The organism is Cutibacterium sp. KBN10P07758 (assembly GCF_050286205.1).
Classification (GTDB): Bacteria; Actinomycetota; Actinomycetes; order Propionibacteriales; family Propionibacteriaceae; genus Cutibacterium; species Cutibacterium acnes.
This window is the reverse complement of the sequence record NZ_JBNNQV010000001.1, coordinates 571,651-593,989: the sequence shown is the minus strand read 5'-3', so window position 1 is coordinate 593,989 and position 22,339 is coordinate 571,651. Positions and strand designations below refer to the sequence as shown.

17 protein-coding genes and 3 pseudogenes are annotated in these 22,339 nt (G+C 62.9%); 10 read left to right on the top strand and 10 right to left on the bottom strand.

Features of this window, described 5'->3' with window-relative positions:
• Nucleotides 1-2: 2 nt before the first annotated feature.
• From rpsI to ACOYO3_RS02930, 5 genes and pseudogenes are all read right to left on the bottom strand, one after another.
• Nucleotides 3-524: a 30S ribosomal protein S9 gene (gene rpsI, locus ACOYO3_RS02950; RefSeq protein ID WP_002516077.1), complete on the bottom strand. Its 522-nt coding sequence runs from the start codon at nucleotides 522-524 to the stop codon at nucleotides 3-5.
• A 22-nt stretch (nucleotides 525-546) separates the two neighbouring features.
• Entirely contained in the window at nucleotides 547-990 is a 444-nt protein-coding gene (rplM, locus tag ACOYO3_RS02945; protein ID WP_002516042.1) for a 50S ribosomal protein L13, read from the bottom strand.
• A 263-nt stretch (nucleotides 991-1,253) separates the two neighbouring features.
• Nucleotides 1,254-2,341 (bottom strand): annotated as a pseudogene (locus ACOYO3_RS02940) (hypothetical protein).
• Nucleotides 2,338-2,808 carry an endo-beta-N-acetylglucosaminidase gene (locus ACOYO3_RS02935; protein WP_070735758.1) on the bottom strand — a complete coding sequence of 157 codons (471 nt, stop codon included), beginning with the start codon at nucleotides 2,806-2,808 and terminating at the stop codon, nucleotides 2,338-2,340. Before ACOYO3_RS02935 ends, ACOYO3_RS02940 begins: the two are co-directional and overlap by 4 nt.
• Before the next feature lie 393 nt (nucleotides 2,809-3,201).
• Nucleotides 3,202-4,209 (bottom strand): annotated as a pseudogene (locus ACOYO3_RS02930) (endo-beta-N-acetylglucosaminidase); the annotation flags it as partial.
• A 435-nt stretch (nucleotides 4,210-4,644) separates the two neighbouring features.
• On the opposite strand from ACOYO3_RS02930, the gene ACOYO3_RS02925 reads away from it, so the two are divergent.
• Nucleotides 4,645-5,550 (top strand): hypothetical protein, encoded by a 906-nt coding sequence (locus ACOYO3_RS02925; protein ID WP_002525140.1) that lies wholly within the window; start codon nucleotides 4,645-4,647, stop codon nucleotides 5,548-5,550.
• Between the two features lie 119 nt (nucleotides 5,551-5,669).
• Here ACOYO3_RS02925 and ACOYO3_RS02920 read toward each other — a convergent pair whose 3' ends face one another.
• Complete coding sequence (locus ACOYO3_RS02920; RefSeq protein ID WP_002514812.1) at nucleotides 5,670-5,963, bottom strand: DUF1540 domain-containing protein; 294 nt, start codon at nucleotides 5,961-5,963, stop codon at nucleotides 5,670-5,672.
• Between the two features lie 172 nt (nucleotides 5,964-6,135).
• On the opposite strand from ACOYO3_RS02920, the gene trmB reads away from it, so the two are divergent.
• From trmB to ACOYO3_RS02890, 6 genes are all read left to right on the top strand, one after another.
• Nucleotides 6,136-7,080 carry a tRNA (guanosine(46)-N7)-methyltransferase TrmB gene (trmB, locus tag ACOYO3_RS02915; RefSeq protein ID WP_009640344.1) on the top strand — a complete coding sequence of 315 codons (945 nt, stop codon included), beginning with the start codon at nucleotides 6,136-6,138 and terminating at the stop codon, nucleotides 7,078-7,080.
• The gene (gene truA, locus ACOYO3_RS02910) at nucleotides 7,077-7,916 is read left to right on the top strand and encodes a tRNA pseudouridine(38-40) synthase TruA (protein ID WP_002517612.1); all 840 of its coding nucleotides are present in this window, start codon (nucleotides 7,077-7,079) and stop codon (nucleotides 7,914-7,916) included. The genes trmB and truA overlap by 4 nt, the downstream gene beginning before the upstream one ends.
• Nucleotides 7,913-8,533 carry a class I SAM-dependent methyltransferase gene (locus ACOYO3_RS02905; RefSeq protein WP_002517665.1) on the top strand — a complete coding sequence of 207 codons (621 nt, stop codon included), beginning with the start codon at nucleotides 7,913-7,915 and terminating at the stop codon, nucleotides 8,531-8,533. Before truA ends, ACOYO3_RS02905 begins: the two co-directional genes overlap by 4 nt.
• A 68-nt stretch (nucleotides 8,534-8,601) precedes the next feature.
• A complete protein-coding gene (locus tag ACOYO3_RS02900; RefSeq protein WP_002517603.1) occupies nucleotides 8,602-9,864 on the top strand; it encodes an energy-coupling factor transporter transmembrane component T in 1,263 nt (420 codons plus the stop codon).
• Entirely contained in the window at nucleotides 9,861-11,516 is a 1,656-nt protein-coding gene (locus tag ACOYO3_RS02895; protein WP_002525144.1) for an ABC transporter ATP-binding protein, read from the top strand. Before ACOYO3_RS02900 ends, ACOYO3_RS02895 begins: the two co-directional genes overlap by 4 nt.
• A complete protein-coding gene (locus tag ACOYO3_RS02890) occupies nucleotides 11,513-12,274 on the top strand; it encodes an ECF transporter S component (RefSeq protein ID WP_002525145.1) in 762 nt (253 codons plus the stop codon). Before ACOYO3_RS02895 ends, ACOYO3_RS02890 begins: the two co-directional genes overlap by 4 nt.
• Before the next feature lie 52 nt (nucleotides 12,275-12,326).
• On the opposite strand, the gene fabG is transcribed toward ACOYO3_RS02890, so the two are convergent.
• The 3 genes from fabG to ACOYO3_RS02875 form a co-directional block, all read right to left on the bottom strand.
• Complete coding sequence (gene fabG, locus ACOYO3_RS02885) at nucleotides 12,327-13,088, bottom strand: 3-oxoacyl-ACP reductase FabG (protein WP_002517606.1); 762 nt, start codon at nucleotides 13,086-13,088, stop codon at nucleotides 12,327-12,329.
• 92 nt (nucleotides 13,089-13,180) lie between these two features.
• Complete coding sequence (locus ACOYO3_RS02880) at nucleotides 13,181-14,794, bottom strand: hypothetical protein (RefSeq protein WP_002517622.1); 1,614 nt, start codon at nucleotides 14,792-14,794, stop codon at nucleotides 13,181-13,183.
• Nucleotides 14,776-15,519, bottom strand: a complete 744-nt coding sequence (locus tag ACOYO3_RS02875) for an ABC transporter ATP-binding protein (RefSeq protein WP_002520607.1) — start codon at nucleotides 15,517-15,519, stop codon at nucleotides 14,776-14,778. Before ACOYO3_RS02875 ends, ACOYO3_RS02880 begins: the two co-directional genes overlap by 19 nt.
• Nucleotides 15,520-15,847: 328 nt before the next feature.
• Between ACOYO3_RS02875 and ACOYO3_RS02870 the strand changes: the two genes are divergently transcribed.
• Together ACOYO3_RS02870 and ACOYO3_RS02865 are read left to right on the top strand one after the other, a co-directional pair.
• The gene (locus tag ACOYO3_RS02870; RefSeq protein ID WP_002525146.1) at nucleotides 15,848-16,342 is read left to right on the top strand and encodes a hypothetical protein; all 495 of its coding nucleotides are present in this window, start codon (nucleotides 15,848-15,850) and stop codon (nucleotides 16,340-16,342) included.
• Nucleotides 16,343-16,499: 157 nt separating this feature from the next.
• Nucleotides 16,500-17,117 carry a superoxide dismutase gene (locus ACOYO3_RS02865; protein ID WP_002517672.1) on the top strand — a complete coding sequence of 206 codons (618 nt, stop codon included), beginning with the start codon at nucleotides 16,500-16,502 and terminating at the stop codon, nucleotides 17,115-17,117.
• 149 nt (nucleotides 17,118-17,266) lie between these two features.
• On the opposite strand, the gene ACOYO3_RS02860 is transcribed toward ACOYO3_RS02865, so the two are convergent.
• Complete coding sequence (locus ACOYO3_RS02860) at nucleotides 17,267-17,452, bottom strand: hypothetical protein (RefSeq protein ID WP_002522073.1); 186 nt, start codon at nucleotides 17,450-17,452, stop codon at nucleotides 17,267-17,269.
• Between ACOYO3_RS02860 and ACOYO3_RS02855 the strand changes: the two are divergent.
• Nucleotides 17,364-22,258: pseudogene (locus ACOYO3_RS02855) on the top strand (beta-galactosidase); the annotation flags it as partial. The gene ACOYO3_RS02860 and the pseudogene ACOYO3_RS02855 sit on opposite strands and share 89 nt — an antisense overlap.
• Nucleotides 22,259-22,339 lie beyond the last annotated feature (81 nt).

Below are 22,339 nucleotides of genomic sequence, written 5' to 3'. Positions count from 1 at the left end.
GATCAACGCTTCGAGTACTGCGGAGCCTTACGGGCCTTCTTGAGTCCAGCCTTCTTGCGCTCTTTGACGCGGGCGTCGCGGGTCAGCATGCCGGCCTTCTTGAGGGCCGGACGCGAGGCCTCGGGGTCAACGTTATTGAGCGCACGGGCGATACCCAGACGCAGCGCACCAGCCTGTCCGGTGACGCCGCCACCACCGATGCGGGCAATGACGTCGTATGCACCCTCAACACCAGCGGTAGCGAAGGGCTCGGTCACAATCTGCTGATGGACCTTGTTCGGGAAGTAGTCCTCCAGAGTGCGGCCGTTGATCTTCCATTGGCCAGAGCCGGGAGTGATGCGGACGCGGGCGATGGCCTCCTTGCGGCGGCCGGTGGCAGCACCGGGGGCGATCATGGCGGGGCGCTTGGAATCACCGGCAGCCACGGTCGGGTTGGAGTCGGTGCGGTAGGCGATCTCACGGTCGCCTTCGGTGAACGGGGTGACCTCGGTGTTCTCGAGGTTCTCGGTTGGGGTGTCAGTCACTGTCACAATCCTTCGTGGGCGATCACTGGGCGATCTGGGTGATCTCGTAAGGCTGCGGGTTCTGCGCAGCGTGCGGATGCTCAGGGCCGCCATACACCTTCAGCTTCTTGAGCTGCTGACGCGACAGCTTGTTCTTGGGCATCATGCCCCACACCGCGCGCTCCACGGCACGGCGCGGGTTCTTCGCAAGCATCTCGCCGATGCTGGTGACGCGCAGGCCACCCGGGCGTCCGGAGTGGTCGTAACGCAGTGAGTCGGTGGCCTTCTTGCCGGTCAGCGCAATCTTAGAGGCGTTGACGACGACGACAAAGTCACCGGTGTCGATGTGGGGGGCGTACTGCGGCTTGTGCTTGCCGCGCAGGAGGTTGGCAGCAGTGGTAGCCAGACGGCCCAAGACGATGTCCTCGGCGTCAATGACGTACCACTTACGCTGCACCTCGCCGGCCTTGGGGCTGTAGGTGGTCACAGGTACCTTCTCGAACTCGGTCCCATACGTAGGATCACGCACAGGGATCTTGCAACGTGGTGGTGCTCTCGGGCGACTCCTTCACTCGACGGCGTGACACGCCGGAGACCGGAACCGCATCACGACATCGCTGTGTCGGACAGGCGGAGCGACCGCGGCGGTCAACTCCCGTTTGCTCGAAGGCAACACGGGTATTTTACACATGTGCCGCGGGAAGAGCGAATCGCCGGGCGGAGGTCGATTCCCGCCCGGCGTCTTCCCGGTCAGCACCCGGTAAGGGGCATCCTCACCGGCCGAGTCGATCCAGAGGAGGCAGACGAGGACGAGTCCCACCCAGGCCGGATGGCAGAGTCGGCACTCGCTGACGCAGATGGGCCGGACGATCCTCCGGAGCTACTCGGGGCGCTGCCGCGAGCCGCCTCCACCACGACACTTCGCGTCACCGTGTTGCCGAAAAGGTCGCTCGCCTCTACCACGATCCGGTGGTTACCCGCCGACCTCGGTGATCCTGAGAGGGTGGCTGCCAACGAGGTCAGTCCGTTCACCGACATGTCGTTGGTCCAGCGCAGCCCGGCAGGCAACGCACCGCGAAGTCGCCAGGACACCGGCTGGTCACCGGACACTGAGATCCTCACCGGAATGATCGGGTGCGAGACCGTCACGCGTTGGCGTGCCGGTTCGACCACAGTGAATCGGGGAGCGATGGCAGGACGCACCAGGTCGTTGTTCTTGACCGCGAAATGCTGGGTAGTCGTGTTGCCGGCATAGTCGGTCACTTTCATGATGAGAGTCCCCTGGGACGAGGGGAAGGAATGGAAAGCGGTGGGGTCGTCGGGGCAGTGCCCCATCCCCCACGCACCGATCCGCCGCGACGAATCGTCGTGAGTTTTCTGGATGTACCGTCCGTCCCCTTCCACATAATCTGGAGGCCGTACCAATCGGGTGAGGTGAGGTTCCTCATGTGGAATCCTGACCGTTTCCTCTCCACGACGATATCGTCGAGGGTCACCGGCGCGGCCCAAGAGTCATGGGTGTGACCGCGATAGCTCAATCCCAATCCGTGACCGGCCGTCACCGTGAGGTCATAGGGGTGCCCCTCGCGTATCGGAACCGGCACCCTGGCACCGCCAGCAGCGCAGGGCACGTCGAGTCCGTAGGGCTGGTTGTCGATGTCGTCTTTCGCGATGTCGACGAGGTGGACGTCGACGCGACAGGTCGACACTCTCACACCCTTGGCGTCCCAGGTGACGTCGAGTACCCCCGGCCTGACAGCATCAGTAAGCAGCTTCGACGCCGTTGCGGCCTCGGCCACCTTGATGTGGCGAGGCTGAGCGGAGTAGTCGTAGCTCACCGTCGAGGGGCTGACATTTGGCCGTCATGACCCACAGCACGCACCCTGAAAGTGACTTTCCCGGTCTTCTTCGGCACCGCCTTAAGATAGGCAAGATCGGTGTAGCCAGAAGCTAGATGGACGATCTTGCCGTCCGGGCCCATCGACTCGACGACGTACCCTGCTACGTCGTCGAAGGGCGCGGCGTGCCAGGATAAAATGGCTTGGCCGTCGTCGTACACCGTGTCGAGTTGCACCTCACTCGGTGCCGCAGGCACCCCCGAACCGTCACGCACTGAGATGGCACCGACATTCATCTGGTAGTCGGGGGCGGGTGCGAACTGCAATCCGAGGGTGGTCAGCGTTCGGCCTGCGAACCGGCCTAAGCGCAGGGTGGAGGTGTGCCAGCCGCCTTTGACACCGCTACCGGGCACGTCAACCGTGACGACGCGCCCCGGGTCGTCAGCGAAGACGAGGGCGGCTTTCATGGTGCCATGGTCCTTCGAGCTCTTGCGGAAGGTGATGGGCATGCTCGTGTCTGCCGTCATGGCCAAGCGGGTCTTGAACAGCCGCAACGTCGTCGTCTTGCTCATCATCCCGTGGACGACGAGCGATGACCCGCCACACCACGCTCCGACTTGATGGTACAGCAGGCTGACCGGAGCGCCATGAACGTCCTTGCGTCGGTCCGACGGGCCATAGTCGAAGTCAACCGACGGACGTGTCCCCTCGGTGTCGATCCACCACTGCCAGCTCGGCAGGATCGACTGGGCGTCCATGTCGGTCCATGATGCAGCAGCCGAGACGTCGCCCGCCGAGTACCACTTCATGCCGTGCCCGGTATTGAAGTCGGTGTGGAACTGTCTCCCGCCGATGACCGAACGAGCCGGAATGAAGTCGGCGGCCCCTACCCAGGACGATGAGTCCGCTACGCCAACCTCCGGACGGGAATGGCCAGGATGGGCTCCGGTGTCCTTCGGATTCGACGTCACTCCTGAGAAGTACATCCGCTCACGCTCAGCCACCATCCACTGGTAGGGATCCTGTTGGAAAAGTGGTACGTCCTTGTCCGCACCCTTGGGTTTGACCGCATCAGCCAGACCTCGCTGGTACATGTCGCTGGGGGTGAAGAGTGCAACCGAGGCCTTGGGGCTGTGATTTCGCCTCGACTCGTAGAGACTCGGAAGTTCGGTAGCTGACCGATGCTTGCCGTTGAACCCCGCCTGATTCGCCTCGACACCGAAGAACAAGGACTGGTATGGATCGTATCCTTCAGCCTTGGCCGCCTCGACCGAGCGATCTTGAGTCCCGGGCCAGTTGTAGTTAAGGAACACTGAGTTCATGATCCTGCCGTGGTCAAGCAGACTGGCCTTGGACGAAGACCACGTACCTGGAGTGTTCGTGTACCACTGGGTGTAGAGGCCTTTCGACGTGAGATAGCTCATGAACGGCCGGAAGCGCGAGTCCTGAAGGTTCCCCTCCTCCTCGTTGAGGAAGTACCCGTCGTAACCGAAGTACTTAGCCATCTCGACTAGTTTCTCGGCGATGATGCACCCCCGGGATGTCGGATCCTTGTCGAAGGCTTCCTTAAAAGTCAGCCCGGGGCGGAAGGCCGGGTCGAAGTAGATCGTCGCGATGGACTTGACGCCGTTGCGATGGGCGGCGTTGGTGTACGCGGGATTCGGAATGTCGACGACGCCGAACTCGAAATTGCGCGTCCGCCAGTCACTGGTGGCAGGGTCATAGAGGGACTGTGGAGTCCGTGCGGTCGCTGAGCCGTGCCAGGGGCTCCAGTAGTCGGCATACTGCCAGAAGTTGAGGACGTTGTGGGCGAACCCGTCATTGGCACGGAAATTGCCGAAGAAGGAGTTTCCGTAGTCGCCCTGCATGAGCATGACCTGGGCCTTGGCATCCAGCTCCGGATGGGCCTGGGTAGACGGATCGTGAGGGATACGAGGTTGCAGGGGCACCTCGGCACGCAGGTACCGGGCGTAAGGGTCGGTCTGGGGACTCCGCGTCCGGATGTCCTGAAGTCGATGCCCAGCGTTGCGGGGTTGGGCCGATGCCAGGGCATGGGCTCCCACGGGTGCTACGGAGTCATCGGCGACGGCAGGGGGCGTCAAGGCCGCGAGCCCCACCAGGGCAGCGACCCCAGCGATAAGCGCTCGTTTCACGGTGTTCCTTTCTACGGTGAAAGCACCACTCATGATAAATCGATTTAGCTCTGCACGGAGGGCGCTCGGGTAATCAACCCGGCACGTACCCCTGTCACGACATGGAGTTATATGTTAGATTAGGCTCGCCTAAGGCGAAGGGATGTGACAATGACTGCTCCACGACACGGTGAGGCCTCCGATGACTCCGACGTCCGGGAGGACACGGATCACATCGCATCAGCCCTGTCGCAGCGCTGTTCTTCCCTAGCCCGTCGCATCCTCAGCGGTGCCGGCATGGCCACAATGGTGGCCCACACCATGATCTCTGCCGGTGAAAGCCCAGAGAAGTGGACCTGCGATCTCCAAGCCCACGGCGTTACGGCGTCGGGGCGTTTCGTCGTCGCCCAGCGCTCCCATCCCGCCCAGGCCCTCTGCCAAGTCCCGGCCGGACTGCCCACTGATGTCCGGCTGGAGATCTCCAAAGACGCCCCAGAACCGGCCATCCGCCTCCTGGCAGCCACCCTCCATGTGCTCGGAACAATTACATGGCTGACCCCCGCCCAAGTCGACCACCTGTTGGCCACGGACGTGCTACCAAGCGAGGTATCGATCATCGCTGGATTCGACGACGCCCTCATCGGGGTCGTCGCCCCGTATCGCGCGATCCTTCATGACGCCATGGGCAGTACCGAGATCGACGTCCCCGCTCTCATTGACAACATCCCCGACGACAAAGTCTTCCCGTCCGCCGATGATGAGCTTTCCGCCTTAGACATCGTCGCCTCACTCGGCAATGCCCACCTCTCGCAGCTGTGCGACGGGGTACGCAAGAAAACTGTATTCGGCTGCAGTTGCTGGTCTCGCACAACTCATCACGCGTGCCCGCACACCGTAGGCCGGGTATTCTGCGCTGACATCGATCGCACCGGATTGACCCTCATGTACGTCAACCCTGACCAGACGGGTGCGATGTTCATACCTTTGGAACAGGACGCGACGTCCCTCACCGAGCTGGAGGCCGCCGTGACCCGGCTCCCCCTGAACTCGGATCCAGTACGCCCTACGCGTGTCTGACAGCCGGATCCGGGAGCAGCGTGGGCCCCCTCTCCCCCGAGGGGGCCCACGCCTGAATCACGGCGGTCAGTTGTACCGGAGGCGACGTAGTGCGGGAGCATGAGATGCCCGCACGTGACTCAGCGAGCCTGGTAAGCAGTGCAGCTCGCGGCGTCGCTGATGGCAACCTGCTGGGCAGTGCACATGAGCTTGTCATTGTGGACACACTCAATACGCTGACATGCACCGACGCGGCCATCAGCTGAGGACAGACCGGCGCGAGCATCGAGATGGGTGACGGTTGCGCACGTGGGCTGCCCGGAAGCTCCACCGACGGTCACCGCGAAGGCGGTGCAGCCGGAATCATTAAAGGCGCAATCGGTAACGGAACAAGAAACAACAGGAGTTGCGGTAGACATGTCGAGACCTTTCATAAATGACCACCGCGTGTCTGACATCGCCAACAATAAGCACTGAAAATATCGCCCACAAGCAAGGCTAGGCTGATCTCAGATCGCCTAGCGACAAGGAATGACGCCTGGAATCAGCGAAGCCCGACCTCTGTTTTCCCAGCCTCTTTCTGGCCCATTTTTCACAACACTACCAATGTCAAAATATTCATGCTCGCCAACTTTTGACGTAGATCGCCGCTCCATCACCTCAGCCGGCGAACACTTCAATCACCGCGTCGCTCAGAGTCATCGACTATCATTCGACCCCGTGCGACCCGATCCCGCTCCCCTCGATCCGACCGACGCCTCCCCCGCCCAGGCCCGCCGCCACCAGCCGGGGCTAGGGGTCGAGGTGTCAGCCGGGGCACACCGCTCGGGCGACCGGGTCCGGCGCGGTGTCGTCTCCTTCGTGCGGCGATCCCCCCGGATGAACGTCTCTCAGCAACGGGCCATGAATACCTTGGCCAGCACGTACCTCATCGACGTCCCCCGCGACGCCACCAGCACCTCGGTCGCCCCTGGATCCCGTCTAGACCTCCCCGCGATCTTCGGTCGCACCGCCCCGCTTACCGTAGAGATCGGAGTTGGGTCCGGCGACGTGCTGGCAGCGCTAGCGGCCGCCCATCCCGAACGAGACTTCATCGGTTTCGAGGTCTACCTGCCCTCCATCGCGACGACCCTCAACAAGCTCGAGAACGCTGGTGCAAGTAACGCCCGGGTCATCATGGCCGACGCCACAGCAGGGCTGGACCACCTCTTCGGACCCGCCGACCTCGACGAATTGTGGACCTTCTTCGCTGATCCATGGCACAAGAAGCGTCACCACAAACGTCGCATCGTCAACCCCGACACAGCCCGTTTGGTGACGTCCCGGCTGCGTCCGGGCGGTCTGTGGCGTCTGGCCACCGACTGGGACGACTACGCCCACTGGATGCTCGAAGTACTCTCAGCCGAGCCGCTGCTCAAGCCGGTCGACGCCGGGCCGGACGGTTTTAGCCCGCGCTGGCCCGAACGGCCAGTGACCCGCTACGAGAACAAGGGGCTGACGGCCGGACGCACTATTCACGACCTCACCTGGCGTCGCGTGGACGAGTCATGACCCGCTGGCGCCTGGACATCGCCTATGACGGGGCGAACTTCTCGGGGTGGGCCACCCAACCCGATCGCCGCACCGTACAGGGTGAGCTGGAAACGTGGATTCCCCGCGTACTCCGTCTCGACCAGCCCACTCCCCTAACCGTGGCGGGGCGTACTGATGCTGGCGTTCATGCCCGCGGCCAAGTGGCCCACGTCGACCTGCCCGACAACGTCGACACCTCAGCGATGCTGCGTCGGCTGTCCCGGGTCCTCACCCCCGACGTCGTCGTAAAGTCGGTGCGCCCCGTCCCCAGCACGTTCGACGCCCGGTTCTCGGCACTATGGCGTCGCTACGTTTACCGCCTGTGGGACGAGTCCTCCCGTCCTGACCCGGTGACCCGGTTCCACGTGGCACCCGTGCGGGGACACCTCGACCTCGACCGCCTCAACACCGCCGGCACTTCCCTTCTCGGGCTGCGCGACTTCGCGGCCTTCTGCAAACACCGCGAGGGCGCCACAACAATCCGTACCCTCCTCGACTGCCACGCCAAACGGCTCGACGACCCGTGCGGCACCGTCGAAGTGACCGTCCGCGCTGACGCCTTTTGTCACTCCATGGTGAGATCCCTCGTCGGAGCTCTCACCGCAGTCGCCTCGGGGCGGCGCAGCCAAGACTGGCTCGACAACGTCGCGGCCAGTACCTCGCGGGCATCATCAGTGCTCGTCATGCCGGCCTGCGGACTCACCCTCGAAGAGGTCGGCTACCCGTCCGACGAGGATCTCGCTCAACGCGCTGCCCAAGCCCGTTCCCGTCGAAGCCACAACGACATCTGCGACACCTGTTGGGAGGACCGATGAGCCAATCCAGCCATGACGACCATTCCCCCACCCACTACTTCACCACCCCAGAGGGACCCACCCGCACCCGCACTATCGCCGTCAACGTCTGGGATGATTCCATGACTATGACGACGGCCGGCGGAGTGTTCTCCGGGACTCGACTCGACCCGGGTACCGCTGTCCTTATGCGGTCAGTAACTCCTCCACCATCCGACGGCACGTTCCTCGATCTCGGCTGCGGGTATGGTCCGATCGCCTGTGCGCTGGCCCGGGCCTGCCCCGGCTCCCACATCGTCGCCGTCGATGTCAACGACCTGGCCATCGACTTGACGACCCGCAATGCCAAGGCCCTCAGGGTCGGCGATCGCGTCCACGCCTGCCGTCCTGAGGAGGTCGACCCTGACCTTCGTTTCGACGAGATCTGGTCAAACCCGCCGATCCGGGTAGGCAAGGCGGCCCTACACGAGATATTGACAACGTGGCTGACGCGCCTGAGCGACGAGGGAGTCGCGCACCTCGTCGTCGGGAAAAACCTCGGCGCAGACTCTCTCACCAGCTGGCTGTGCGAGCAAGGATTCGACGCGGCCCGAGTCGCTTCCGCGAAAGGATTCCGGGTCATCGACGTCCATGCCTGACCTGGTCGTAAACTAAAATAGTGCCACTAGGAAGCGAAGCCGACAACGACTGGAACCGGCGCTGAACCGTGTCAAGATTGGTGACGAGGACGGCCGACCCGGTCATTGAGATTCCTGTAGCAGCCGCCCCAAGCAGTACGAGGACCGTCCATCCGTGGTCGTGGTGGGCCTGGGCGGCAGGCTGCGGTATCGCCATCAGCCTCACCAATAATCCACTCCTCGTCGTCCTCATCACGGCAGCCGTCACCCTCGTCGTCGCTGTGCGCCGCACTGACGAACCGTGGGCCAGGTCCGCAAGGGTGTATGCCGGCATGGCCTTCACGGTCATCATTATTCGCGTATTCTTTCAAATTCTTATGGGTGGTGACGGGAAGGGAACAGTGCTCTTCCGTCTTCCCGAAGCGTCCCTGCCCAACTGGGCTGCCGGGATTCGCCTCGGCGGGCCGGTCACTGCTGAAGGGCTGGCCGCCACCGGTTACGACGCCCTCCGACTAGCCGGAATGCTGGCCTGCTTCGGTGCCGCCAACTCGTTGGCCAACCCCAGACGCATCCTCAAGTCCGTGCCAGCGGCACTGCACGACATTTCGGTGGCCGTCGTCATCGCGCTATCGGTCTTTCCTCAACTCATCGCCTCGGCGCAGCGGGTCCGACGAGCCCGACGGCTGCGCGGGGACACACGTAAGGGGATCCGCGCTCTGGGAGCCGTGATCGTTCCGGTGTTGGAGGACTCGGTGGAGATGTCGATGTCCCTGGCCCGCGGGATGGAGTCCCGCGGATACGGGCGCACCCGTGACGACCGTCGCGTCCGCCCGGGAACCCGCGTTCTGCTCGTCGTGTCCGTGATGGCACTGACCCTGGGGTGCTACGGCGTCCTGGCCAACCCGACCGGATCCTTCAGCACCGACCCGTCAACGTGCGCACCCGGCAGCCTGTGCTCATGGCTCCTCATGGACCGGATGGGTCAGCACATCGGCACCGTGCTCATCGTCGCCGGGATCATCGGGTCGGTCATCGGATTACGGATCTCAGGACGTCGTCTTGGGGTGAGTCGATACCGCCCCGATCCGTGGACCTGGCAGGCGACGGCGTCATGCCTGTGCGGAGCAGTTGCGATAGTCGCCATGATCTGGCTATCCCGCGCCAACCCCAAGGCCATCACCGTCTCTACTTCGCCGGTAGTTTGGCCGCCACTGGAACCAGCAATGCTCCTCCTCGTCGTGGCAGCCGTCTTCCCTGGGGTCTTTACCCCCGCACCCCAAAGATCCACCCAGGCTGACCCCGAGCAGGCCGCATCGTGGACATCCCGACAAGACGAGGTACCCCAGTTATGAGCGATGTCATCACCCTGTCGAACGTGTCGATCACCCACCCCGGGGCCTCGACTCCGACCCTCAAAAATATCAATCTCGCCGTCGCGGAGGGGGACCTGACCCTGGTCGTCGGGCGCACCGGCACCGGTAAGTCAACGCTGCTGGGAACCCTCAACGGGATCGTCCCACACTTCAGCGGCGGGCGCCTCGATGGCACCGTGACGGTTGCCGGGCGCGACACCCGCACACACCGCCCCCGCGAACTGGCCGATGTCGTCGGTGTAGTCGGACAGAACCCGGTTGCCGGGTTCGTTACCGATACCGTGGAGGACGAGATCGCCTACGGCATGGAGCAGCTGGGCATTTCGCCGTCCGTGATGCGCAAACGGGTCGAGGAAACCCTGGACCTCATGGGCATTGCCGATCTGCGCCGCAGGGCCTTGCTGAGCCTATCTGGCGGCCAGCAACAGCGGGTGGCCATCGCCGCCGTTCTGGCCGCGCAGCCTCGCATCCTTGTCCTCGACGAACCAACCAGCGCCCTCGATCCCACGGCAGCCCAGGACGTTCTTGCCTCTATTACCACGCTGGTCCATGACGTCGGCCTGACCGTGATCCTCGCCGAGCATCGTCTAGAACGCGTCATGCACGCCGCCGACGCTCTCTGGTGGCTACCCGGTGATGGTTCGGTCGTCCAGGGACGGCCCGAGGAGGTGTTGGCTCGCGCCGACGTCGTCCCGCCACTGGCTGCCCTAAGCCGCGTCATGGGATGGCCGACTGTCCCGCTGTCGGTACGCGAAGCTCGCCGTCGAGTCGGTCCACGTCCGGGCCTCCCACGTGCTCCCCAACCCTCCGAAGCGATGACTTGGCACGGCGGTGGCGACGAGGTATTGCGTGTGGAGACGCTTGGGGTCAATTACGGCCAGGTGTGCGCCGTCGATGCCCTGACAACCACCGTGGAGCGCGGCACCATCACCTGCCTCATGGGTCGAAATGGATCAGGCAAGTCGTCTCTGATGTGGGCGATCCAAGGGGCGACAAAGTCCTCAGGGAGGGTGCTGGTCAACCACGAGGGTTCTTGGGCTGACCCCCGCAAAGCCGACGCCGCGACGGCTCGACGAATGGTGAGCTTAGTACCGCAGTCAGCCTCCGACCTGCTCTACTTACCGACCGTCGCTGAGGAGTGTGCCCAGGCCGACAAGGAGTCCGAGGTGCCTGCCGGCACCACGCGCGCCATCTTGTCCCGTCTCAGGGTGGAATTGCCGGAAGATCGCAATCCCCGGGACATGTCGGAAGGCCAGCGACTGGCCCTCGTCCTAGCGGTCCAGCTGTCCAGTCGCCCCGATGTCGTCCTCCTTGACGAGCCCACCCGCGGCCTCGACTACGCCATGAAAACCGAGCTAACCAGAATCGTCAAGGGTATTGCCGCCGGCGCTACTGGCGATCCAGCGGCGGTATTGCTGGCCACCCACGACGTGGAATTCGCCGCAACAACAACGGATCGCACCATCGTCATGGCCACCGGCCACATTGTTGCCGACGGATCCACACGCTCAGTGTGCACCTCCTCGCCCGGATTCAGTCCACAAATCGCCAAGGTCTTTCACCCGGCCGATGTGATGACGATCGCCGACGTCGAGAGGCTCGTGAACACCCCGGCAGGAGACCGCCGATGAGCAGGAGGCAGCACGTCGCCGTCCGCACCTCAGCGACTTCTCGAATCCTGCTCATCATCACCGCCATGATGGGGTTGCTGGCCTTCTGCTGGCCGCTCTTCCTCAATCCGGGAGGCGCTGCCGACTATGAGACGCGCACCCCATTTCTTTTCGCCGCGATCCTGCCCGTGGTGTTGGCGGTGGTGGTCTCGCAACTCAGTTCGGACGGGATCGACGTCAAGGCCCTCGCCATGATTGGTGTCCTCACCGCATGTGGGGCAGCGCTACGCACCATCAGCCCGTCGATGGCAGGGATCTCCTTCGTCTTCATCCTCATGATTGCCGGGGCAAGGGTGTTCGGTGCGGCGTTCGGTTTCGTCCTCGGCACCACGACAATGTTCGCATCCGCCCTGCTCACCGCAGGTTTCGGGCCGTGGCTGCCCTACCAAATGATCGCCTCGGGGTTCGTCGGGCTGGGAGCGGGGCTGCTCCCCCGGGCGCGGGGAAGAGCCGAAATCGCCTGGCTATGTGGTTGGGGATTCGTGTCAGCCTTCGTCTACGGGTGGCTGATGGATTTCGCCTTCTGGCCCTTTAACCTCGGCACCAGCACCCAGCTATCTTTCGACCCGCACGCATCTCCACTGACGAACCTGTGGCATTTCGTGTTATTCAACATGGCGACATCCATGGGATGGAATCTGGGACGCGCACTCACTAACGTGGTGTGCCTAGCATTGTTAGGAGGCCCGATTCTCCGGGTATTACGGCGGGCCTCCTGACGCGCCCAGTTCGTGCCAGATGCAATCAGCCTCGGCGCGGAGGAAAACTAACTTACATTTCCGCAAGCGCCTCCGGCCCCTCAGGCAGGACCTGTCCGCCATCCACCACGATCGACTGACCGGTCACATAGCGCGCCCCATCCGAGGCGAGATACGCCACTGCCTCACCGATGTCCTTCGCCTCGCCCAGCATCCCCAGCGGCACAGACTTCGCCATCTCGGCGAGGTAATCATCACCGAGCGCCTTCAGACCTGGGGTCATAATATTGCCCGGCATCACGGCGTTGATGGTGATCTTGTCGCCTGCCAGCTCCATCGCGGCCGAGCGGATGAATCCCATCTGTGCCGCCTTGGTGGCGCCGTAGTGGGACCACCCCGGGTAGCCGGTGATGTTGCCAGTGATCGACGACGTGACCACGATGCGCCCGCGACCAGATTCACGCAGGGCTGGCGTTGCCGCTTGGACGACGTGCATCATCCCTTTCACATTCACGTCAAAGATGAAGTCAATTTGGTCATCGTCAAGATCGGCGAGACGGACCTGGGGATACACACCAGCGTTAGCAACGAGCACGGACAGGCCACCACACTCGGCAGCAACATCATTCACCACGCGAATGCAGGCTTTCTTGTCCCGCACGTCGAGTTGGTACACATCGAGTCCGTCTTCGCGCGCCTGAGCACACCTTTCCTCGGTCACACCAGTCACCGCGACACGGGCGCCGTGGAGTGCGAGTACCTCCGCGATTCCGCGACCTATTCCAGCGGTTCCACCGGTCACCAGCGCGGTACGACCAGCAAGCAATCCAGTCATTGTCACTCCTCCAACACCGTTGATCGCAGGAGACACAATTCATGGTAACAAACTGGCGCGGAAACACCGCGAATCGGTGTCCCCGACCGGATTCAGGCCACCGGGGTAATCTTCGTCAGCACCTCGCCCCAGGTGCGGTCGAGACGCCGCCCACCTACGACGATCCCGACGTGCAGCACCAGGAAAGACCATCCCAGCCCGCCAACGAAGGTCAGCAGGATGCTCCACCACGCATGTCCCGAAATCGCCACCAGCACCACGAGGGCAATCATTGGAATAGCAACGAGAATCCCTGCCCCCATACCGAGAAGGGCACCGAGACAACCGGCTCCGACCGACGATCCTGAGTTAAACCCGTTGCCCTTGCGGCTCTCGGCAACTCGCATCGGATTGACGACACTCGTCCACGAGCCGATCCCGGTCGAGAGCAGGAGAACCCCCAAAGCCTCTGCACTCACGACCGGCAGCAACTTCCACTGACCACACCACCAGGAGGCGATGACGGCCAGCGCCAAGCTGACCGGCATGGTGACGAGGAGATACGCAATCGCGCGACCGCGGCGATCCTCCACCCCCGTAACCGATGACTCAATGTGGTGCCACAGAGCCGTTCCGTCGTAGCTGATGAGCGACCCGGCATACATCGGCGTCGCAACGAGCATCGCGGCGAAGGGGATCGCGGTAAAGATGAGAGCCGTCTGCGGACCGTGCACCTCGCCCCCACCATGGACGAGCATCGGGGCACTAGCCAGCAACGGGACGAGGAAGGTGTTGAGGAGCAGAGACGTCATACGGGGGGCCCGCTTCAGGTACCTCAGGGTGCGTCCAGTAATCGCCCCGGTCGGGGTGGCCGGCATCATCCGGTCGATCCCATTCGCCGCCTTTACCTTCTCAACGCTCCCGCCGTCCCCGGTCGGTGCGACGAGGCGACGTGCGACGATGGCCTGCCACGCCCACACCATGACAGCGACCGTGGCGATGCTGACGACGAGCTTGATGGCGAAGGCTAGCCAGCGGCCATGGGCAACCTCCCACGGCATTGACCATGCCCAGCCCAACGGGGTCCACCCGATGATTCGCCCGACGTTGACCGGAACCGTGCGGGTGACTGTGGCGGTCCTCGTCACGACCTGCATCCCGAGGCCTAGACCGCAGCACAACAGCATGACGAGGATCATCATGGTTTCACGGAACCGTCGCTTAGCCATCACAGCCGACATCGCTACCAGCAGGAGATTCGACGCGATCATGGCAGCTGACCATCCCAGCAGGACACCGAGCACAGCCGTCACCATCGCGACAGCTCCGGCACTCGACCACGCGAGGACGTGCGAGACCGATGCCACAAGGGTGACGACCCCTCCCCAGCTCAATAGCCCGACGACAACGAAAGCGGGCATGAGTTCCCTCGCCCGCCTCGAAAAGACCGCATATCGCGACGGATCTGTGTAGGTGGGCTGAGCACCAAAAAGCACCGGCACAGTGATCCAGAAAACGATCAGCGACGCCCCCGCTACGGCGGTGCTAGCACCGCGAGGGTCGATAGCGAGTTGCCCGGCTGCCCGCACATAGGCGAAATAGTTCCCACCGAGGAACAGGGACACGAGGACCAGAAAGATGAGTCCGAAGATCTCGGCCGGCTTGGCACCCTTGCGAAGGGGGACCAGGGTGGTGGCCCACTGGTGCTTCAGGACCTGCGCAACCACGTAAGACCCTCCCCCATGTTGGCGTTGCCGCCGACGAGTTCGACGAACCTATTTTGCAAAGACTTGCCCTGGCATACGTCGTCGAGGGCACCAATAGCGTGGAGACGTCCCCCGGCGATAACGGCCACCGAGTCGCACAAGGACTCGACGAGCTCCATGACGTGGCTGGATATGACGACCGTCCCGCCACCGTCAACGAAGCGGCGCAGGATTGACCGAATGGTCTGACCCGAGAGTGGATCGACGGATTCGAGGGGCTCGTCGAGAACGAGAACGGCAGGATCGGCGATAATGGCGCAGGCCAAATCAATCTTCTTGGTCATACCCGCGGAGTAGTCACACACCAGGAGGTCGGCAGCGCTTGTCAGGCTGAGGGCGTCAAGGAGCCCCTCTGCGCGTTCGTTGATGGTGGCCTCGTCAAGTCGGTGTAGCATCCCGCAGAAGCGGAGTAGCTCGCGGCCAGAGAGACGGTCGAAGGTCTTCATCCCGTCGGGCAGGACACCCATCTGGGCCTTCGCCGCCGCCGGATCAGCCCAGACGTCATGGCCGAGCACCTCAACCCGACCGGCATCGGGACGCAGCAGCCCGGTAACCATCGAGAGGGTCGTCGTCTTGCCAGCGCCGTTGGGACCAACGAAGCCGAACATTGATCCGCGCGGAACCCACATGGTGAGGTTGTCGACGGCGACCTTGGGCCCAAACCGTTTGGTCAGTCCCTCGATCATGACCGCGGGTTGGCCCGGTGGCCGGGTGTCCGCAGGGACGGAAACAGCTGCCTGTGGGATGGTCCGGGATCCGGTGGGGTCATCACTCATATTACTCATCACATCATCTCAAAGGGCCAGTCTTACAGGCCACCCTCAGAAAAAGTCAGAATCATTCATAACAGTCTCTCTGTATCCGATCCAACTTGTTTGATCCTTGGCGACCGGAACATATAACAACACGTGGGGCCACACGCCCCACGACGCATAACCTTACAGTTAACCGCCATCGAGACTCAAACAGCTTAATCTTAGTTATACCCATACCAGTACGCTGGATATCGTCGCTATGAGCGATCGGGGAAGCCGACCCGGGCGAGGTGCCCAAAAAACCATCACCAACACCACGACACCGGGCGCGACAAGGCGAGACATTCATGTGGACACTGAATCCCTCTCAAAACTCACACAGATCAGCATGCAGAGCGCTACTCATGAACACGAAGGGCGAATGACAATTTGTCGTGATGAATTATTACAGATGACGCCATCGTTGATCACCCGCCTATCACGAATCAAAGTTATTTCCGTGCGTGATCCAAAAGTTAACGTCACGCTGTCCAGAAGATCTTTCCTAACTCGTGCTGCGGTCATCACATGGCGTTCTCCGTATCAACGGCATGTAAAAACATCGGTCTCATCACACACGGCGACCCATCCGGGATGGTGCCCTGAAATCCGGCAGAACCGGGCAAGCCCCGCATGTTTCCGTGGCGTCAAACCGTCACCTTCGCCTCCAATAGGCGACGTCCGAACACGCCCTTCGAAGCCCCGCCCCTCATAGGCTACGGCCGAATAGGACCAGTTCCTCCACAGCGCGTGAAAAATCTCGCAAACACGGGAATGATGGAAACAGGTTCGGTGTTGTACCACGTAAGCGGCTCTGCCAAGGGCCACGTCATGACGGACGTCGTGACGTATCTCGTTCCACAGGAGGAAGAATGGCTGTTTACACCCTTCCCGATCTCGACTACGACTACGGAGCACTGGAGCCCCACATCTCGGGCAAGATCATGGAACTGCACCATGACAAGCACCACAACACCTACGTTCAGGGTGCCAACACCGCCCTGGAGAAGCTGGCCGAGGCCCGCGAGAAGGGCGACTTCGGAACCATCAACAAACTCGAAAAGGACCTGGCCTTTAACCTCGGCGGCCACATCAACCACTCCGTGTTCTGGAAGAACATGTCCCCTCATGGGGGCGGTCGTCCGGAGGGCAACGAACTCGCTGCTGCGATTGACGAGTTCTTCGGTTCCTTTGACAGCTTCAAAAAGCAGTTTGAGGAAACCGCTAAGGGCGTTCAGGGCTCCGGCTGGGGCATGCTCGTGTGGGACGTGATGGGTCAGCGCCTCAACACCATGCAGCTGTTTGACCACCAGGGCAATCTGCCGTCAACCCAGATCCCGGTCGTCCAGCTCGACATGTGGGAACACGCTTATTACCTGCAGTACCAGAACGTCAAGGCCGACTACGTTACCGCCTGGTGGAACGTCGTTAGCTGGACCGACGCCGAGCAGCGGTTCGTCAAGGCCCGTTCGATCACCGGTTTGTTCTGATCCGTAGGCCCTGACGATCCCGTATATTTTTCATCGTCGCTGGCTGCGTCCCCACCCGGACGCGGCCAGTGATGTGCCCAGGTTGCACCAACGTGTCCGGCGAATCGGATCGGACTGCATGAACGTGCACCCGAGCTGAGCGCTTGAACTCACGCGTCCATATGCCGCTGATAGCTTCGACTGCGCGTGAGGCACTGAGGCCCCGCGCCCACCACGAGGTGGTTCGCCCACATGACGGAGCCGTCCATGCGCAAAGCCGAGCATCGCCATTCCCTATCCCGGACGATGGCCGCACTGACCGCGGTCGCCTGTGCCTCAACCTCCCTTGCCGCCACACCTGGCACAGCTGCGGCAACGTCACCGTCACAGACACCGAAAGCGATGTCATCGACGCCTTATATCTTCCCGGGCAACGACGGAAAAGCCCACAAAGTCGCTTGGGACAAGCACTCGTTCACCATCGACGGAACCCGGTTGTCGATCTGGTCCGGGGAACTGCACTACTGGCGCCTCCCCTCCCAGCAAGCGTGGCGCGACGTCATGCGCAAGGCTCGCGCAAACGGTTTCAACGCCATCTCGTTGTACTTCTTCTGGGGCCTGCACCAAGAATCCGCTGACGGCAAGTTCGACTTCTCCGGCATTAAAGACATCGACACACTGCTCACCATCGCCGAAGAGGAGGGTCTGTACGTCATCGCCCGGCCCGGCCCCTACATCAACGCCGAAATCTCCATGGGGGCCTCCCCGCCACCATGAGCAACCAGCCCGGACCTCTGCGTGGCACTGCGAACCTGGCGCGCTCAAAACAATGGCTGCATGCATTCGACGCCATCGCCCGCAAGCACCAAGTGACGACCGGCGGCGGTTCCCTGCTCATGTACCAGGTGGAGAACGAGCTGCTCGACGAGAGCTCCGACCGATCCGCCTTCCTCAAGGCGCTGACGAGCTACGTCCGGGCCGACGGCATCACCGTCCCGCTGTTTACCAACGACTACTCAATGGCCGGGCATTTTTCGGACACCTCGAAGTACGGCACCGACTTCTATGCCTATGACTCTTACCCATTAGGCTTCACGTGCAACGGAAAGCGCAATGCCCTGAGCGACCACGAAGCCGAGTTCCGGGCCATAGCTCCCACCACCCCACAGTTCATCACTGAGGCCCAAGGCGGGGCCTTCACCCCATGGGGTGCCCCTTTCACCTCCAGCGCCTGCGCCAAATTCGCCGATCCCGCATTCACCCGACAGTGGGGCGTTTCCACCATTGGTAATGGCGTCACGGCATTCAACTACTACATGCTCGAGGGCGGGACGAACTGGGGATGGACAGGGGCCCCTGCGTCCGGCTTTACCTCCTACGACTACGGCGCCGCTCTCGACGAAGAACGCACCCTCACCGACAAATTCGCGGTGCAGAAGGAGATCGGTTACTTCCAACGCGCCCTGCCATGGCTGGCAGCCACCAATCCGGTAAGTGCCCCCGAACCTACAGACGTCAAGGGCTCCCCAGTCCACGCGTACCAGCGCACTACCGGCGCAACCGGACCACGCTTCATCGGCTTCCGGTTGGGCGACTCCAACGCGACGACCGACACCACTTTCACCACCCCGCTTGATCTTGACTCCGACGGCTCCGCCAACCGCCAGCACGTCGTCGACGACCGTGATTCCGCCATCTCGTACCAGGGTTCGTGGGTGCAGCGCAGCGATCCCGGAGCCTCGGGCAAAACCCTGACGGTCTCGTCCCGCAAGGGGGACACGGCGACCTTGGCCTTCACCGGCACCGGGATCTCCGTCATCTCCGGTACCGGCACCGATCACGGCATGGTCTCCCTCCGCGTCGACGGCGACGCCCCGGTCGAAGCGACCGGTCACGTCGACTCCGACCAGAACCGGCCTGCCCAAAAAGTGCTCCACGAGTTCACCGGCCTGTCCGGCGGGCGCCACACCCTCACTGTCACCAATCTCGGCAAACCGGCGCAGGGCGGGAAGGGCACCATCGTCAGCCTCGACGCCCTGCGCGTCACCGACGACTCAGCAGCGGACGCCCACGGTGAGAAACCCTCGAACCCGGCCCGGCAGTGGGCCCGTGTCCCACAGGACACGTCCACGACCCTTCACTTGCACGGTCGTGACGCTCTCATGATGACCGCCGATTTCCCCATCGGCAACCACAAAGTGCTCTACACCACCTCCCAGCCGTTCGGGGCCCCGGTCGTCACCTCCGGGCGCGGCACCGTCGAGTACCTCATCGGTCACCGCGGTGACCCAGGCGAGACCGTCCTGCAATTCAAGGCAGGATCTTCCGCGCCCACGGTTCGGGGCTCCGGAGTACGGACCGTCTGGAACGCGACCACCGGTCAACTCCGCCTCAATTACACCCACACCGGCACTCCGTCCGATATCCGCATCGGTGAGGGCGACGACGCCTTGACCTTGCGCGTCATCGACCGGCAGAGCGCCCGCACCACCTGGCAACTCGAGAGCACTCTCAACGGCCGCACGGTGCACACTGACGTCGAGGGCGCCTACCTCGCCGGCCGGGCTGTCACCAGTGGCAGCACCGTCGCCCTGAGCGGCCAGATGGCCGAGCCCGGTACCGTCTCCATCATCCCGGACGCCACGATCACTTCAGCCAGCTGGAATGGTCGGCCCCTGCCACACTTCACCGACGCGCCAGTTCCCGGCCCGGCCGCCGTCTCCGCCCCCACCCTGCACTGGGTCTCCAAGACAGGCGCTCCGGAGGCTGCCCAGGGCTACGACGACTCGACGTGGAAGGTAGCCAGCTCCACGACAGAACGCACGCCATGGCAGAAACCGACGCTCGGCGGTGCCGCCCTGGACTCGAATCTCCTCGGCTTCTATGAGGGTTCGGTCTGGTACCGGGCTCACTTCACCGCCGACACAACACGTACGCTCAAGCTCAATGCCAACGGTGGTCAGGGCGCACCCAAGCCCAATGGCGTCGACCCGGCCTTTATGCAAGTTTGGATCAACGGCACCTACGCCGGAGCCTATCGCGCGGTCGGAAACACGACGAGCATCGAGCTCCCTTCCTCGATCAAGGCCGGCGATCCGGTCGTCCTCTCGGTCGTCGTCCACAACCTCGGCCAGAACCTCGACTGGTCCGACAACGGGTTGTCGCGCCAGTCACGCGGTCTCAACTCCGCCAGCCTGCCTGCGAAGGGGGCGGTCACGTGGCGGGTCCGTGGCGCACTAAGCACCGAACAGACCGGCGATACCGCCCGGACGATGTACAACAATGGTGACCTGTACGGCGAGCGCGCCGGATGGTACCTGCCGGGCATGCCCGACAAGGACTGGACAGCGGCCACGACGATGACCGTCGACCATCCGGGCATCCGGTGGTACCGCTCCACCTTCAACCTGTCGGTGCCCACCGGTCAGGACACCACCTTCCAGGTCGTCGTCAAGCCTTCTGGGAACGGCAAGGGTCCTGGCGGCGTGGGAGCCGACCATTCCCAGGCGACAATCTTCGTCAACGGCTGGAATACCGGCGTCTACGTCGGTGACGTCGGACCACAGACCCGCTTCGTCATTCCCGCCGGGTTCATCAACCTTCACGGTTCGAACACCATCGCCGTCGCTGTGGCCGCCAAGGAAGCGGGTTCCGGTCCTGCGTCGATCACCGTCGAGCCGACCCATTCGGTCACGGGGTCCCTCGTCGGGGACCTGAACAAGGCCCCGGCCTACAGCCCACGGACACCCGACCCCGCCACAGGCACTGTGCCCTCCTTGGTGCCGCTGCCCGCCTCCCTCAAGACCGACAGCGGAGCACCCTTCACCCTCAAGGACTCCACCGTCATCGTCGCCAAGGGTCAGGCCAGCGAGAGCGCCAAGTTCCTGGCAACGATCCTGCGTCGCTCCACCGGCTTCCCCCTACCGATCGTCTCGAGCGGCAGCGGCCACAACTCGGTCATCAGCCTGACCGTCGACCCGCACACGAGAATCGGCACGTACACCCGACAGGAAGAGGCATACTCGCTCGTCTCACGGGCCGGATCCATGACCGCCCGGGCCGTGACGAGCCATGGTCTCTTCGACGCCGTCCAGACGATCCGACAACTCTTCCCGCCACTCATCGAGTCGACCCGGCCCATGATGCGGTCATGGACGGCCCCGGCCGTTACGATCACTGACGCCCCACGGTTCAGCTACCGCAGTATCCAGCTCGATCCGGCACGTTCCTTCCTGACCGTCAACGAGGTCAGGTCAGTCCTCGACGTCATGGCAGCTCACAAGATGTCGGTGCTACACATGCACCTGGCCGACGATCAGGGCTGGCGGATCCAGATCACCAATAAGGGCCGCGCACCCGGCGACACTCTCGACTACACGAAACTCACCTCGGTGTCCGGACACACCGCAATGGACACCCAGGAGTACGGCTACCGCGATGAGCTGGGTCGCACCGGGTTCTACACTCAGCAGCAGTACCGCAGCATCGTCGCCTATGCCGCTGCTCGCCACATCATGGTGGTCCCCAAGATTGACTCGCCGGCCCACTCCAACGCGATGTTGCACGCCTTCCCCGAACTCAACAGTGCCAACTCGCATCCGGAAACCACGGTCTACGGGACGGTGCCGCAGAACGGCACTAGTGCCGTCGGATACTCCTCCCTGGACGTTGACAATCCCAAGACCTGGACGGCTCTTGCGCACATCTTCGGCCAAATCGCCCAGATGACTCCTGGCCCGTATCTCCATATCGGCGCCGACGAGTCCCACTCGACCCCACATGATCAGTACGTCAGATTCGTCACTCGGGTGGTCAACCTCGTCCACAGCCTCGGCAAGAAGCCGGTTGGCTGGAACGAGTATTCCATCGGCGGTGTGACCGCGGGCGACGCCATCCAGTACTGGGTCGGTGACACCGAGAACACCCGTCGTGCCGTCAGGGACAGAGGAGCCAAACTCATCATCTCGAAGAGCGACGCCGCCTATCTGGACCAGAAGTACACCCCGGACACTGCGATCGGCCTCGTCTGAGCCTCAAACGGCCATGGTGGGCTGCGTACTTACTACGACTGGGATCCGGAGAGTGTCATCCCCAAAACCACCGATGACGACATCCTCGGGATAGAAGGACCGCAATGGTCCGAGACTATTCGCAACGGCAGCCAATCACAGTATCTGGCCTTCCCCCGTGCCCTCGCCCATGCCGAGATCGGCTGGACACCGCAGTCGCGCAGATCGGTCGGT

What these genes read in the sequence shown, in the direction of transcription:
- ACOYO3_RS02935 (WP_070735758.1), bottom strand. Translation starts at nt 2,808, where the DNA reads ATGAAAGCCGCCCTCGTCTTCGCTGACGACCCGGGGCGCGTCGTCACG.
- ACOYO3_RS02925 (WP_002525140.1), top strand. Translation starts at nt 4,645, where the DNA reads ATGACTGCTCCACGACACGGTGAGGCCTCCGATGACTCCGACGTCCGG.
- ACOYO3_RS02920 (WP_002514812.1), bottom strand. Translation starts at nt 5,963, where the DNA reads ATGAAAGGTCTCGACATGTCTACCGCAACTCCTGTTGTTTCTTGTTCC.
- trmB (WP_009640344.1), top strand. Translation starts at nt 6,136, where the DNA reads ATGTCAAAATATTCATGCTCGCCAACTTTTGACGTAGATCGCCGCTCC.
- truA (WP_002517612.1), top strand. Translation starts at nt 7,077, where the DNA reads ATGACCCGCTGGCGCCTGGACATCGCCTATGACGGGGCGAACTTCTCG.
- ACOYO3_RS02905 (WP_002517665.1), top strand. Translation starts at nt 7,913, where the DNA reads ATGAGCCAATCCAGCCATGACGACCATTCCCCCACCCACTACTTCACC.
- ACOYO3_RS02895 (WP_002525144.1), top strand. Translation starts at nt 9,861, where the DNA reads ATGAGCGATGTCATCACCCTGTCGAACGTGTCGATCACCCACCCCGGG.
- ACOYO3_RS02890 (WP_002525145.1), top strand. Translation starts at nt 11,513, where the DNA reads ATGAGCAGGAGGCAGCACGTCGCCGTCCGCACCTCAGCGACTTCTCGA.
- fabG (WP_002517606.1), bottom strand. Translation starts at nt 13,088, where the DNA reads ATGACTGGATTGCTTGCTGGTCGTACCGCGCTGGTGACCGGTGGAACC.
- ACOYO3_RS02875 (WP_002520607.1), bottom strand. Translation starts at nt 15,519, where the DNA reads ATGATCGAGGGACTGACCAAACGGTTTGGGCCCAAGGTCGCCGTCGAC.
- ACOYO3_RS02870 (WP_002525146.1), top strand. Translation starts at nt 15,848, where the DNA reads ATGAGCGATCGGGGAAGCCGACCCGGGCGAGGTGCCCAAAAAACCATC.
- ACOYO3_RS02865 (WP_002517672.1), top strand. Translation starts at nt 16,500, where the DNA reads ATGGCTGTTTACACCCTTCCCGATCTCGACTACGACTACGGAGCACTG.